The sequence below is a fragment of the Pseudomonas sp. Root71 genome, assembly GCF_001429045.1.
Taxonomy (GTDB): domain Bacteria; phylum Pseudomonadota; class Gammaproteobacteria; order Pseudomonadales; family Pseudomonadaceae; genus Aquipseudomonas; species Aquipseudomonas monachiensis.
On sequence record NZ_LMHY01000025.1, the window covers coordinates 17,517 to 30,554 of the forward strand.

The 13,038-nt window shown below is 54.8% G+C and carries 14 protein-coding genes and 1 pseudogene; 12 read left to right on the forward strand and 3 right to left on the reverse strand.

The genetic code is table 11. The annotated features are described in order from the left end of the window. The first annotated feature begins 981 nt into the window (after window positions 1-981). The 5 genes and pseudogenes from ASD95_RS29450 to ASD95_RS29935 form a co-directional block, all read left to right on the forward strand. Window positions 982-1,500, forward strand: a complete 519-nt coding sequence (locus ASD95_RS29450; protein WP_177336477.1) for a hypothetical protein — start codon at window positions 982-984, stop codon at window positions 1,498-1,500. A gap of 171 nt (window positions 1,501-1,671) precedes the next feature. Continuing rightward, window positions 1,672-1,956, forward strand: coding sequence for a TauD/TfdA family dioxygenase (locus ASD95_RS30340; protein WP_442965743.1), 285 nt, complete (start codon window positions 1,672-1,674; stop codon window positions 1,954-1,956). Window positions 1,957-1,967: 11 nt separating this feature from the next. Further along, window positions 1,968-2,870 carry a glutamate racemase gene (gene murI / locus ASD95_RS16330; RefSeq protein WP_056726319.1) on the forward strand — a complete coding sequence of 301 codons (903 nt, stop codon included), beginning with the start codon at window positions 1,968-1,970 and terminating at the stop codon, window positions 2,868-2,870. Between the two features lie 118 nt (window positions 2,871-2,988). After that, on the forward strand, window positions 2,989-4,206 hold the full coding sequence (locus tag ASD95_RS16335; protein WP_056725870.1) for an MFS transporter: 1,218 nt from the start codon (window positions 2,989-2,991) through the stop codon (window positions 4,204-4,206). Window positions 4,207-4,434: 228 nt separating this feature from the next. After that, window positions 4,435-4,608, forward strand: a pseudogene (locus ASD95_RS29935) (HNH endonuclease); the annotation flags it as partial. A gap of 210 nt (window positions 4,609-4,818) precedes the next feature. Here the strand turns inward: ASD95_RS29935 and ASD95_RS16340 are convergent. Beyond that, window positions 4,819-6,609 (reverse strand): SulP family inorganic anion transporter, encoded by a 1,791-nt coding sequence (locus ASD95_RS16340; protein WP_056725872.1) that lies wholly within the window; start codon window positions 6,607-6,609, stop codon window positions 4,819-4,821. 118 nt (window positions 6,610-6,727) lie between these two features. On the opposite strand from ASD95_RS16340, the gene ASD95_RS16345 reads away from it, so the two are divergent. The 3 genes from ASD95_RS16345 (at window position 6,728) to ASD95_RS16355 (ending at window position 8,401) form a co-directional block, all read left to right on the forward strand. Continuing rightward, a complete protein-coding gene (locus ASD95_RS16345; RefSeq protein ID WP_056725873.1) occupies window positions 6,728-7,693 on the forward strand; it encodes a hypothetical protein in 966 nt (321 codons plus the stop codon). Between the two features lie 119 nt (window positions 7,694-7,812). Then, complete coding sequence (locus tag ASD95_RS16350; RefSeq protein WP_056725875.1) at window positions 7,813-8,130, forward strand: helix-turn-helix transcriptional regulator; 318 nt, start codon at window positions 7,813-7,815, stop codon at window positions 8,128-8,130. A 10-nt stretch (window positions 8,131-8,140) separates the two neighbouring features. Next, window positions 8,141-8,401 (forward strand): XRE family transcriptional regulator, encoded by a 261-nt coding sequence (locus ASD95_RS16355; protein WP_082562984.1) that lies wholly within the window; start codon window positions 8,141-8,143, stop codon window positions 8,399-8,401. Window positions 8,402-8,453: 52 nt separating this feature from the next. Here the strand turns inward: ASD95_RS16355 and ASD95_RS16360 are convergent, their stop codons facing one another. Next, entirely contained in the window at window positions 8,454-9,509 is a 1,056-nt protein-coding gene (locus ASD95_RS16360) for an MBL fold metallo-hydrolase (protein WP_056725877.1), read from the reverse strand. Between the two features lie 216 nt (window positions 9,510-9,725). Between ASD95_RS16360 and ASD95_RS16365 the strand changes: the two genes are divergently transcribed. Continuing rightward, window positions 9,726-10,337, forward strand: a complete 612-nt coding sequence (locus ASD95_RS16365; protein ID WP_056725879.1) for a TetR/AcrR family transcriptional regulator — start codon at window positions 9,726-9,728, stop codon at window positions 10,335-10,337. A gap of 126 nt (window positions 10,338-10,463) precedes the next feature. After that, window positions 10,464-10,994 carry a DUF1003 domain-containing protein gene (locus ASD95_RS16370; protein WP_056725881.1) on the forward strand — a complete coding sequence of 177 codons (531 nt, stop codon included), beginning with the start codon at window positions 10,464-10,466 and terminating at the stop codon, window positions 10,992-10,994. 6 nt (window positions 10,995-11,000) lie between these two features. On the opposite strand, the gene ASD95_RS16375 is transcribed toward ASD95_RS16370, so the two are convergent. Continuing rightward, on the reverse strand, window positions 11,001-11,942 hold the full coding sequence (locus tag ASD95_RS16375; RefSeq protein ID WP_056726321.1) for a LysR family transcriptional regulator: 942 nt from the start codon (window positions 11,940-11,942) through the stop codon (window positions 11,001-11,003). Window positions 11,943-11,957: 15 nt separating this feature from the next. Here ASD95_RS16375 and ASD95_RS16380 point away from each other — a divergent pair, with 15 nt between their 5' ends. Both ASD95_RS16380 and ASD95_RS16385 read left to right on the forward strand, forming a co-directional pair. Beyond that, window positions 11,958-12,665: a CTP synthase C-terminal region-related (seleno)protein gene (locus tag ASD95_RS16380; RefSeq protein ID WP_056725883.1), complete on the forward strand. Its 708-nt coding sequence runs from the start codon at window positions 11,958-11,960 to the stop codon at window positions 12,663-12,665. Beyond that, the gene (locus ASD95_RS16385; protein ID WP_056725885.1) at window positions 12,662-12,985 is read left to right on the forward strand and encodes an antibiotic biosynthesis monooxygenase family protein; all 324 of its coding nucleotides are present in this window, start codon (window positions 12,662-12,664) and stop codon (window positions 12,983-12,985) included. Before ASD95_RS16380 ends, ASD95_RS16385 begins: the two co-directional genes overlap by 4 nt. The last annotated feature ends 53 nt before the right edge of the window (window positions 12,986-13,038 follow it).

Consider the following 13,038-nt stretch of genomic DNA (forward strand, 5'->3'; position numbering starts at 1 on the left):
ACAACGCTAGTCAGGCGATGAGGGCTTGTCCAATAACGGGCGAGGGTTGAGGCGAGGAACGTGAATCAACAAGTGATCTATCACAGGCCAAACTTTCGTCTTCAACCGACCAGGCTCGCGCAAGCGAGCGGTATCGACATGAGGGAGCAGATCAACATAAGGCGTGCGTGATTAACGATCACAACCTTATCGCCCTGACATGCGCGTTCCGCGAGTTGGGAGTCTTGGGAGTTGGCTTCGCGCATATTTACTTGTTCCTGCTCAGTTATATGGCACCTCCACAGAGATAGCCAATGTAGCTGAAACCTAAGATTTCAAAAGGTAAGGCGCTAATTCAATCGACGTAAAAATAACTTTGAATCCCCATACTGCAGCTCAAAAATGTCCGGATCGGACGAGTAACGCCGTCGCACTTTACTCGAATCGCCATGGTCTGCTGCCCGCACAAAAACAAATGCACCGAACAAATCGGAGCGCTTTTTTTCATCACCATCAGAACGCTTTCGCACAGCCTGAAACGCTGAACTCTTTTGTGCTCATAGTAAAATCAGAAACTTCCTACAAACAAGAAAGTTGACTCCCCTCACCAAAATTAATACCTTCTTTCGCACTCCTTTGGGAAAGCGCCGCCGCCAACCATTTCGCATCAACATTAACTCACAACAAAAACAAAAAATGCAATTCGAGTGATGCGCAAAATACTAAGCGACTTAATTCAATTCGACCGCCCGACACATTCACTAATCTATTTTAAATCCAAGCAAAACTCAGCCACTTATTTTTCATGCCTACCCACAAACTTGAGGGACCGACTTCTTTTGTTAAAAATCAACAATACAATCAAGAGAAATACCAAAACAATGTGCCTAGGGGCATGAACTGGAGCAGTGGAGCATACCGTCTTATGCAAACTTCGGGAAATTTTCAAATTAAGAAAAATTTACACAATGACATCAACCATCAATTTCATGGGTCGACATCATGGTAACTTTAGTCAAAAAAATAATTCTTACCAACCAAGAAAAACAACAGATTCGTGGCCTACTCAATGAGATCATCCAAGTCCCTGCGATGACGAGCCAGTACAACTTCATCGAAAAGGCAGCCTTGTACGCTCAGGAACTTCCGCGAAGAATCCGCCAGGAATTCTATAGTTTCAAGCGCAACGAGGAACTTGCGGCACTCTTGATTTCCGGCAATCCTGTGCTTCTTGATGGCGCAGGTCCAAGTCCCTCAAAATATATTGAGCTAGATAATGACTACCGCTTAAATGACGCCAAAATTTTGCATGGATTATATGGATCACTGCTTGGCGAGGGAGTCGGGTTTACTTCGCAACGCTGTGGCAGCATTTATAACAATATTATTCCACTTAAAGAACTTAGCAACATTTCAAACTCGAGTAGCGGATCTGCCCTCGACTTTGGATTTCACGTGGAAGATGCTTTTCACCCCGCACGTGCCGAATACTTGGGACTCGTCTGCATGCGTAATAATTAACGTGCTGCGACCACTATTTCGTGCATTGACGGCATAAAACTTAGTGCAGAGGAGAAGCAAATACTATTTGAACCGAGGTTTAAAATCTCTCACAATCCGATCCATAGCACTACTGACATAGTAGAAGAAATCTCCCAGCCCATCTTATTCGGTCACAGCAACGCGCCATATATCAAGATTAATGCTGCCGCATTAAATATTGATGAGTATGATGGCATAGAGCGTCAAGCTTTAGAAAAACTTCTACGTCACTTTGCAGAGAACCGCAATGCGGTCATGCTCGAAGCTACGGATTGCTTTTTCATAGATAATTACCGTTGCGTCCACGCACGAGACTCATTCAAGGCAAACTACGGCGACGGTGCTCGATGGCTCGCAAGAGTAGTTTTCGCTTCGAGCCTGAGAAAATCGCGCGAAATGCGAAGTTCGGTAGAAACTCGCGCCATCAATGCGTAAGGGGAATGTCGATGGACGCCCACAACTCAACATTAGCAACCACCCCGAAATTCTGGCTAGGCGACGAGACGGCGTTTGATGGTGCGCAGCTTATCAACTCTAATCGCCCGATTGTCGTGTTCGATTCAGGTGTGGGTGGTTTAACAGTAGCACGGCAACTGGAAAAGTTACTTCCCGACGCAAACATTCTATATGTAGCGGATAACGATTGGTTCCCTTACGGTAACAAGACTGGATCTGCGGTAGCTCAACGGGTCCAACAGTTGTTCGATGAGCTTCGTACGCAGGTAAGCCCCTCAGCGATAGTCGTAGCGTGCAATACAGCTTCAATAGCGATAATAGAGAACGGCCTCGACCAGTTTAGGCACAATTGCTTTTTGGTCACGCCACCGATAGATGAAGCGCTTGAAACCTCCGAGAACAAAAATATTGTTTTGCTTGCTACTCCCAGCACGCTTGAAAGCAGACACATCATTCAGAAGATAACCAAAGCTAAAATGCACGCAAGAATATGGCCAATCGCGACCCAAGCGCTAGTAACACTATCTGAGACTAAATTAGCAGGAGAGAACACAAGTTTCGATGACTTTGCTGAACTGATCGATAATCACCTTACAAAAGAGCAGCGATTATCAGTCGACACAGTTATTCTAGGCTGCACTCACTTCCCTCACTTGATCGATGACTTACGCAAGATCTTTCCAACTGCTGGAAACTGGATTGATCCCGCCAAAAAGCTTGCTTCGCAGGTAGCATCTTTAACGACAAAAAAATCAGAACCCATTAATTCCCCATTTAAAATCACCACATTCACAAGCAAGCACGGACTGACCAAATACCACAAGGTATTTTCGAATAATGGATTCGGTATAAGGCCACCCATCAATAGAGATACAATTCTACAACAAAATTAGCCATCTTAGCATTTAGTTACATTGCACCGCACTGTTCTCTACGTAACTAGGCCCAGTACACTTTACTTTTTACGCAGTATAGCCCTACCCAGTCTTTTCAAGAATGGAGATCAAGTATATGAATTTTTTTACCAAGGAGTATCGGTGGGTAATTTTAACTGTAGCCACTTTAGCTCAAGCGTGCGCCTGCTTCTTTGTACAAGGATTTGGAGCCATTGCAATACATGTAAAAACTGAAATGGCCCTGAGCAACTGGCAGATAGGAATACTAGTATCAGCAGCACAATTCATCCCTCTTATTGGACTTTTGGTCGCTGGCGAGTTGCTGGACAAGTACAGCGAACGGTTTGTTGTAGGAATGGGAACAGTGATCGTCGGAGTCGCATTGTGCGGAGCAGCGCTGGTTACTTCTTATATAGAGTTACTTATACTTCTTACAATATTGGGCCTTGGGTACAGCACCGCTCAGCCTGGAGGAAGCAAATCAGTATCCAATTGGTTTGCAGGTAATCAGTTAGGATTCGCAATGGGAATCCGACAAGCTGGATTACCACTTGGCGGCGCAATGGCAGCACTACTGCTTCCATTTATTGCTACCCGCTACTCGGTTCAAGCAGCCTTCCTAACCGGAGGTATGGTCGCCTTGTTTGGCGCTACTTTATTTATGCTGCTATATAAGTCTCCTGAGCGACAACACTGCCCCCCCAAAAAACAAGTCGACTTAAGGTCCGCGATTGCATCACGTTTTTTGATGGCAAAGGACCCATCCATGAGAAACATTATGCTGTCGGGTGCCAGCCTTACCGCTTCGCAGTACGCCATCTCAGTCTTTCTAGTCTTGTACCTTCATACTTCGCTTGGACTTGATAGCTTCGTTGCGACAACGATGTTATTTGTAGTGCTTGGGGCAGGCATAACTGGAAGAATTATACTTGCAGCTTGGAGCGACCGCTGCAAGACTGGTAGATACTACCCTGTGTTGATTTGTTTGGGTGCAGTTACTGTATTTTTAACACTACTGCCACTTTTGGAGACCAAAAATCTGGCGATCGTCAGTGTATTTATGGCTCTGACTGGATTTTTCGCATACGGGTGGTATGGCCCTTGGGTGGCTTATGTAGCCGAGACCGCTCCTGCTGATCGCAAGGGCTTCGCGCTTGGAATGGCTATGACCGCTAATCAGATTTCCGTCGTATTGGTGCCACCAATTATTGGTCTGTCGAAAGACAGCCTCGGAACCTTTGCTTATGGCTGGGGGGTATTGGCAATAATCTCTGCCATTGTGTTGTTTATTACCAGCAAGAGAAAAAAGGAAATAGTAATGGCCTCTGGATAGTTTTGTTTAACACTCGCATGCCGCTGAAGATCGATGCACGGCGCATTACAACAGGTTCGAGTATCTATAGGACAATAAGGAGCTAATTTTCTGGGGCAAGATCGAGGGGCACGCGCCGAGCTTTCGTATCAATTCCGAACAGAAGGTCTGGTTCAAGCAAGCAGATCAAGTGAAGAAGAAGCTTTTAACGGTCAGCGGAGTGTGTCTGATCCGTTTGAAAAGTCGAGCAAGCCGTTTCTTGAGGTTCATCTCGTTAAACATTTGGCATAGGAAGGTTCAGACCGTCCAAGCAACGCTATAGCGCTATGCCAGAACTGTCATCAACGTTGTCACAATTCAAGTGATCGGGATGAGTTCACTGCTTCGCTTTACAAAAGAGTTGAACGGTTGATTCCCGAATAGTCGGGCATGCTGGATTCTGTGGCGAGGGAGCTTGTCGGATCGCCGCACCGTCCCGTTCGGCTGCGGAGCAGTCGCCCAGCGAGTTACGTGCTCTGCCTGATTAACCGCGTTTGCTGAGTTTGGGGCCGCTTCGCAGCCCAGCGGGAGCAAGCTCCCTCGCCACAATAAGGTGTTTGTCTGCCAAATCCGTGCAAGGGCTGCCAACCAGGCTCAATGCCCCACCTTCCCTCCTTCATCCCCCTCCACATATTCCACCCGATAATTCGCCACATAACTATCCACAGCCGTCCCGATCGTAGGAAAAAACGCCGTCTCCCCCAACCGTGCAAACAACCCGAACCGCTTCAGCTTGTCCTTCACCGGATCCTTCATCTCCGCAATGCACAACTCGATACCCGCCGCATGCAACGTGTCGCCCAGTTCGGCCAGCATGTCGGCGGAGGTCACGTCGACGCTGGTAACCGGTTCTGCGGCGACCACCAGCCAGCGCACGGGTGTGGGCGATGCAGCCACGGCGTCCAGCACTCGATCACTGAACAGTTCGGCGTTGGCGAAAAACAAGGGCGCATCCCAGCGAAACAGGACCAGGCCGGGGATCAGGCGCGCTTCGGGGTAGCGTTTGATGTCGTGGTAGCCCTTGACCCCGTCGGCGCGGCCCAATACCGCGGAGTACGGGCGCCAGCCGTCCCAGAGGAATTCAATGACGGCAATCACGATGGCCAGGCCGATGCCCTCGATCGCGCCGAACACGGCCACGCCGACGGTACAGACAATCGATAGCCAGCATTCCCAACGCTGGATACGGTAGATCCGGCGCAGGTCGGTGATCTCGATCAGGCCAATGGCCGAGGCGATCACGACAGCCGCCAGGGCGCTGGACGGTAGATGTTGCAGCAGGTCCGGTGCCACCACCAGCAGCAAGGCAACCGCCAGTGCGCCGACAACGCCGGTCAGTTGGGTTTTGGCGCCGGCCGCCTCCGCCACGGGGGTTCGTGACGAGCTGCTACTGATCGGGAAGCCCTGGAAAAAACCGGCTGCGAGGTTGGCGATGCCCAGGCCTACCATTTCCTGGTTCGGGTTGACGTAGGTGCGGGTCCGCGCCGCATAGACGCGGGAGAGCACGCTGGTGTCGGCGAACGAGACGAGTGCGACGGCGCAACCGCCGATCAGCACCGGGACGATGTCGGCGCGGGTGATCCAGGGGATGGCGAAACCGGGCAAGCCTTGGGGGAGCGAGCCGAGGACCGACACACCGGCGCGTGTCGCAAGGTCGAGCACACCCACGGCGACTGTCGCGCCTACCACGGCGATCAGAATGCCCGGCAATCGCGGCCATCGTTTGAGCAGCAGGATCGCCGCCAGGGTGAGCCCGCCCACCGTGAAGGTGGTCCAGTTGATCTTTCCCTCCATCACCCCTGAGGCGATGGCCGCGATGTTTCTCAATGGGCCGTCGGATTCAATCGAAAAACCGAACAGCTTGGGCAACTGGCTGATCAAGACGGTCAGTGCGATGCCGTTCATGTAGCCGTAGCGGATTGGTTTGGACAGCAGCTCGGTGATGAATCCCAGCCGCGCGATACCGGCCAGGATACACACCGCTCCCGAGATGATCGCCATCATCCCCGCCAGGGCGACGGCACGCTGCGGGTCGCCGCCGGAGAGTGGAATGATCACGGCAAGGATGACGGCCACCAGGGAGGAATCCGGCCCCATCACCAGAATGCGGCTGGGGCCGAACAAGGCATAGAACAGCAGCGGAACGATGGTCGCGTAGAGGCCATAGATGCCCGGCACGCCCGAAGCCACCGCATAGGCGATACCGACGGGCACCAGCATCGTGGTCAGCACCAGGCCGGCGACGATGTCGTAACGCAACCATTCCGGTTGGTATTCCCGCAGTATGCCCAGCCCCGGTAGCCAGCGGCGCCAACCGGTCTGTTCATCGCGGCGAGCTATGCGGCCCGGTTCCGGGAGAGGGGGCGAAGCATCTGAATGGCTCATGAACCGCCCTCGTTGATGGACTGTGCAAACTCCGGGATATCGAAGTGATCTCAGTGTAGCTATTGCTTCGAATGCGCCATCACTGGAAGCTGTTCATCTAAAGGACTTGGAACCCGACATGAAATTCGACCTCGCCTACTGCCTCAGCCTCAACGACAAGTTGTCGATCTACGACGTGCGGGATCTGAATTTCGACGAGACGATGGATTTCGACTCCGCCAGGGAACACTTCCAGTGCCCCAACGATGCCTGTCGCCTGGCGTTCGATACGGCCAATGAGCTGGGCACGTTCAACGCCAAGAACGTGAATTACGTGCGCACGCCGCACTTCAAGAACCTGCCGAGTACGCGGCATGTCGAGGGCTGCCCTTATGTCAGCCTGAAGACGCCGACGTCGGGTGTGGATGAGACGGAAACGGATGACAGTCGCGAGGAAAATTTCCCGTCGGAATTGTTACTGACTCGGCGCGAATATGTGCGTAGGCCGTCCAGCCCGGTGGTGATTGCCGATGTGGTTCGGGATGAACTATTGGCGCCCAAGGCGGCTAGTCATGTCGAGCAACCGAGCAAGGAGTCGACCCCGGACAAGACCAGCGTCTTCGCCCATCCGGTGGAGTGTTTCGTGTCGAACTTCGACGACAAGGATTTGCTCAAGCGCGTGCCGCTGAAGATTGGCGAACACACCGCGCCTTACGGGTCGTTTTTCAAGAAGATCGAATACCTGCAAGACAACAAGGGGCTGATTTACTGGGGCAAGGTCAAGGAGATCAAGGACTACACCCAGAGCTTTCGCATCGACTTCGAGAAGAAGGTCTGGTTCGAGAAAAAGCCCTACTCGGTCAATGTCTACCTGAGCAAGAAACTGATCGACAGCTACCGCAAGCGCAAGGCGTTCCTGGAGGAGATCAAGCACGCCATCGAGAGCGGGCGGGCGTTGTACTGCTTCTTTTATGGCGTAACGCCCGAGCTGAAGCAGGTGCCGAGCAAGAAAAAACCCGAGCAAACGTTCGGGGTGTTCAGCGCCAACATTGAAAACCTGGATCACTTTATTGTGCGCGAAGCGCCAGGGTTGGCGGGTAAATAAGCGCAGTGCCGTTCGTCTGTCTGAAAAGAAAAATTAAAAAATGCGTTTGATCCGGGCTCAAAACAACTGTACAAAAACACAGTATATTTTGACCAACACTCTCGAGCCCGGAGAACACCATGGCCTCTCAAGCGATGAAAATCACCCTGGAACGTATCGCCCTCTTCCAATTCACCCCGGCCCACTGCGCCCAGGCCCGAGCGATGCTGGGCTGGAGCGTGGAGGAGCTATCGCGGGAATCCCGGGTCTCGGTGGATGCCATTCAACGCTTCGAGGCGCGACAGGAGGTGCGGGATGTCACGCGCCTGGCGCTGGCCTATCGGCTTGAAGCCGAAGGGTTGGTGTTCTTCCCGGGGTTTGCGCCGGGTCGAGGGATGAATGTGAGAGGGTCGACGCCGAATCCGGTTGGGCGGGCGGATTTTGCGATGGTGGAGTGAGGGTTAACAGATGAACGAAATCGACGATGGCGATAACTGCGTTTTTCAGGCACTGGGCATTCCCGATGCTGGTGATGTGCGGGCCAAATCTGATTGCGTTATGAAAATTGGCCTTCTGCTGGAAAGCGTCCGGCTGAGTAAGACGGATGCTGCGCAGAAGCTCGGATTATCTGTCGAAGAACTAAACGAAATATTTCGAGGGAAGTTTCGCGACCTGAGCGTGGCAAAGATCTCGGGGTTCCTTGAGCAGTTAAAGAACTCGCGTGGCTAACTGATTTAGTTGAACTCCCAAGCCGGTCCGCAGACCGGCCGGGGTCACAACTTCACGCGTTCTGCACCACTCGCTCACTCTCCCCTTCCACCGCCATCCACCACGCCCCACCACGCTGCGGATGCATCAAGTTGAACGCCTCGCCCATCTGCGGTGTGGTGATCGATACGTTGCGCTCCCAGGCCAGGGCCAGGATGCGGTCGAAGGGTTCGTACCAGGCGTGCATCGACAGGTCGAAGGTGCCGTTGTGGATCGGCAGTAGCCAGCGGCCCTTGAGGTCGAGGTGGGCTTGCAGGGTTTGTTCGGGTTGCATGTGCACGTGCGGCCAGTCGACGTTGTAGGCACCGGTTTCCATCAGGGTCAGGTCGAATGGGCCGTACTGTTCGCCGATGCGTTTGAAGCCGTCGAAGTAGCCGCTGTCGCCGCTGAAGAAAAGGCGTGTGTCGCCGTCGATCATCACCCACGAGGCCCACAGGGTGCTGTTGCTGTCGAACAGGCCACGGCCGGAAAAGTGCTGCGACGGGGTGGCGATGAACTGGATGCCATCGACTTCCGTGCCTTGCCACCAATCCAGTTGGCGGACTTTGCTGGCGTCGATGCCCCACTTGATCAGGGTGTCGCCTACGCCCAATGGGGTAAGGAAGTGTTTGGTCTTGTCCGCGAGCTTGAGCACCGCCCGATAATCCAGGTGGTCATAGTGGTCGTGGGACAGGATCACCGCTTCGATCGGTGGCAATTGTTCCAGGCTGATCGGTGGCTGATGAAAACGCTTGGGGCCGGCCCATTGCACGGGGGAGGCGCGCTCGGCGAAGACCGGATCGGTGATCCAGAATTTGTCGCGCAGCTTGAGCAGCACCGTGGAGTGGCCCAGACGATAGACGCTGTGGTTGGGCGCTGCGATCAGCGCGGCTTGAGTCAGGGCTTGCACCGGCACGGGTGCGCTTGGGCGGGTGTTCTGCGGTTTGTGGAACAGCGCGGTCCACAGGATGCCCATGGTTTTGCCAAAGCTTAAACGTTGAACCGGCGTGAAGTTTTGATACTGCCCTTGGGCCTGTCGGGACGCTTCAGGTGTGGAGGCGTTGTCCGCCGGGGAGTTTGAATTGGCCATGACTGAATGACTCCAGAAAAACCGCGCATCGCGCGACTTTCCGTTTTGGGACGATAAATGGCCAAGGCACGCACGCATCAGCCGGACGTTCTATTTTTGCTGGGCAGGGTTAACAAAACATTACACTGCACAGTGTAGTTTCTAGGTTGCATCAAAGTCGATGACAAGTAAACTACTGAGTGTAATTCCCACCTTCTCCCCTGCCGAAGCGTACTTATGACAGCTCCACAGCGCCTCACCGACCGAAAACGCCAAGCGATCATTCAAGCCGCGATCAACGAATTCCGTGAAAACGGTTTCGAGATCACCAGCATGGACAAGATTGCTGCCACTGCCGGTGTGTCGAAGCGCACGGTGTACAACCACTTTCCCAGCAAGGAAGAGTTGTTCGCCGAGATCCTCAATCAGTTATGGATCCGGGTGACGGCAGAACAGGAAGCGACCTACAGCCCCGACCTGCCGTTGCGCGAGCAATTGCGCGGATTGCTGATGGCCAAGCTGCAAATGTTGGGCGATGACAATTTTCTCGACCTGGCGCGGGTGGCGATAGCGGCGACGATTCATTCCCCGGAGCGGGCGCAGGATATGGTGGCGCGAATGGGCGAACGCGAAGAAGGGTTGACGGTATGGATCCGTGCCGCTCAGGCCGATGGTCGCTTGAAAGCCGTAGCTCCCGAATTCGCCGCTCAACAGATCCATGGCCTGCTCAAGTCTTTTGCATTCTGGCCGCAGATTTCCATGGGGCAACCCAGCTTGTCAGCCAAGGAGCAACACACGGTGGCGGATTCCGCGCTGGACATGTTTCTGGCCTGCTATCAGTTGCAATAAATGACAAGGTCGAAGGTGGTGTTAGAAGGATTGATGACTCGGATTTGAACGGCACGATGTGTTTCAGAATGAAACCGGCGCTGAGGCTATAGTGAGCTTCAGTCCCAGCGCCAGACAGAGAGCATCATGACCACCAGCCACGAAACCGCCGCCCACGTCGATCACCTGCGTTTCCATCGCCCTCATGCCCACCTCGCACCGACCTTTGGCAATGACAAGTTTGCCTTGCGCGCCGAAGCCTTTGCACGATTCTTCGGTACACCGACCTTTCTCGGCGCACAAACGCTGATCGTGGTGATCTGGGTGTGCCTCAACCTCTCCGGTTTCACCCACTTCGATGCGTACCCGTTCATCCTGCTCAACCTGGCTTTCAGCCTGCAATCGGCCTATGCCGCGCCATTGATTCTGTTGGCCCAGACGCGTCAGGCCGCGCGAGACAAAGCCCAGTCCGATGCCGATGCGCAGCACCGCGAAGCGCTGGCGACCGCCAACAGTGAGCGGCAGGCGGAAGCTGCGAAAAACACCGCGCAACTGCTGGAGCTGCTCGAGCAGAACACTCGTCTCACAGAGATGACCAAGACCCTCACCGAGCGCATCGAAAACCTGACAACGGAAATGCACCAGCAGTTCGTGCGCAAGGATAAGCCGAAGGCTTGAACGGTTTCACGGCAGTTTCAGCGCCCGCCCCAACTCATCGAACAAGGTAACCACCGAGCGCAAGGCGCGGCAGTCGGGACGGGTCAGCAGCCATAGCGCAGTGTCGTATCCGTGCAGCGGTTCGCTCAGCGGCTGTAAACCGTCGCCGATCAAGAAGTCCGGTAACGCCGCTACACCCAGCCCCGCCCTGACCAACTCGGTCACCGACAGCATGCTGTTGCAGCGATAGCCCGGCGTTACGCCCGGCAAGGCCTGGCGACGCCAGGTAACGGTCGGGTGATCAGGCAGGAAGTCATCCGGGGCGATCCAGGTCAATGAGGCCAGGTCAGTGCTATTGACCGTTTGCAGGTATCGCTCACTGGCACACACTCGGTAGGAAATATCCGCCAGCCGCCGTCCCACCAGATGCTCCGGTGGCGTGCGGGTCAGGCGCAGGGCGATATCGGCATCCCGACGGCTGAGGTTGGCAAAATCATTGGACGTGCTGAGCTCGAGTGTCAGCGCCGGATAGTTCGGCATGAACTGCGCCAGCGCCGGCAACAGCAAACCTTGCAGGACCGAATCGGTACAGGTCAGGCGCACGATGCCGCTGATCACTTCACCGCCCTGCTCCACACCGATGCGCGCCGCCTCCAGTGCCTGCTCAGCGCGCTCGGCCTGTTCCGCCAGGGACTGCGCCAGGGTGGTGGGCAGGTAACCGGCGCGGCTTTTTTCGAACAGTTGCTGGCCCAGCGCAGCCTCCAGCCGGCGCACCGCTCGAAACACCGTCGAGACATCCACCTTGAGCAGTTGCGCGGCCCGGGCCAGAGAGCCGCCGCGCACCAGGGCGAGGATCAGCGCCAGGTCCGGGTAGTCCAGTCGATAGTGCGTCGCTGCATTGATCACTTGGATAAACGCCAATATTGAGTGCGTGAACGCCAATCTATAGTGGGCACCGGCAATCAACAAGTGCAGAGGCCCCACATGGAAACCCGCCCGATTCGCATCGCCCTGATCGGCGACTACGACCCGCAAGTCACCGCCCACCAGGCCATTCCTGTAGCTCTGGAAAAGGCCGCTGAACACAGCGGCCTGAACGTGCAATGGCATTGGCTGGCCACCGATGAGATCCACGCCGAGACACCGCTGCACAGATTCGACGGTTTCTGGTGTGTACCGGCCAGCCCTTACCGCAGCACGGACGGCGCATTAAAAGCGATCCGCTTTGCCCGCGAACAACGGCGACCTTTCCTCGGCACCTGCGGTGGTTTTCAACACGCGGTGCTGGAATATGCACGCAATGTACTGGGCTGGTCGGATGCCGAACACGGCGAGACAAATCCCGATGCCGCGCGAGCGCTGCTGACACCGCTGGCGTGCTCACTGGTGGAGGCCGTCGATACCATTCATTTACAGGAAGGCTCGTTGATTGCCCAAGCGTACGAAAACGCCGAGATTCGTGAAGGCTATCGCTGTCGTTATGGGATGAATCCGCAGTTCGAAGAGGAGTTGCTCAAGCGCGAACTTCACGCCGTCGGCCACGATTCTGAACACGGACTGCGGGCGGTCGAACTCGGTGATCATCCATTCTTTGTCGCGACCTTGTTCCAGCCCGAGCGGGCAGCGCTCAAGGGCGTCTTGCCGCCGTTAGTTGGCGCCTTTGTCGAAGCCTGTGCGGGGCGCTCGTCATGATCGCCGATACGCCAGCTGCGCCTTATTACGCGGTGATCTTCACCTCACTGCGTACCGAGGGTGACCAGGGTTACGCCGATGCGGCTGCACGGATGCTGGAACTGGTCCGTGAACAGCCGGGGTTTCTTGGAGTGGAGTCGGCGCGGGGCGAGGATGGGCTTGGGATTACGGTGTCGTACTGGGTCAGTGAAGCGGCGATTCTGGCGTGGAAGCATCATCCTGAGCATACGGCCATTCGCGAGCGTGGGCGCTCGACCTGGTATGCGCGGTGTCATACGCGGGTGTGCCGGGTTGAGCGGGCTTACGGATTCAATCAGTAACTGATTTAGAGTTCTTCAGGCCGCCATCGCGAGCAAGCTCGCTCCCACATTTT

Bases quoted from the DNA above. Each gene is read 5' to 3' on its own strand.
- ASD95_RS29450 (WP_177336477.1), top strand. From the start codon at position 982: ATGGTAACTTTAGTCAAAAAAATAATTCTTACCAACCAAGAAAAACAA.
- murI (WP_056726319.1), top strand. From the start codon at position 1,968: ATGGACGCCCACAACTCAACATTAGCAACCACCCCGAAATTCTGGCTA.
- ASD95_RS16335 (WP_056725870.1), top strand. From the start codon at position 2,989: ATGAATTTTTTTACCAAGGAGTATCGGTGGGTAATTTTAACTGTAGCC.
- ASD95_RS16340 (WP_056725872.1), bottom strand. From the start codon at position 6,609: ATGAGCCATTCAGATGCTTCGCCCCCTCTCCCGGAACCGGGCCGCATA.
- ASD95_RS16345 (WP_056725873.1), top strand. From the start codon at position 6,728: ATGAAATTCGACCTCGCCTACTGCCTCAGCCTCAACGACAAGTTGTCG.
- ASD95_RS16350 (WP_056725875.1), top strand. From the start codon at position 7,813: ATGGCCTCTCAAGCGATGAAAATCACCCTGGAACGTATCGCCCTCTTC.
- ASD95_RS16355 (WP_082562984.1), top strand. From the start codon at position 8,141: ATGAACGAAATCGACGATGGCGATAACTGCGTTTTTCAGGCACTGGGC.
- ASD95_RS16360 (WP_056725877.1), bottom strand. From the start codon at position 9,509: ATGGCCAATTCAAACTCCCCGGCGGACAACGCCTCCACACCTGAAGCG.
- ASD95_RS16365 (WP_056725879.1), top strand. From the start codon at position 9,726: ATGACAGCTCCACAGCGCCTCACCGACCGAAAACGCCAAGCGATCATT.
- ASD95_RS16370 (WP_056725881.1), top strand. From the start codon at position 10,464: ATGACCACCAGCCACGAAACCGCCGCCCACGTCGATCACCTGCGTTTC.
- ASD95_RS16380 (WP_056725883.1), top strand. From the start codon at position 11,958: ATGGAAACCCGCCCGATTCGCATCGCCCTGATCGGCGACTACGACCCG.
- ASD95_RS16385 (WP_056725885.1), top strand. From the start codon at position 12,662: ATGATCGCCGATACGCCAGCTGCGCCTTATTACGCGGTGATCTTCACC.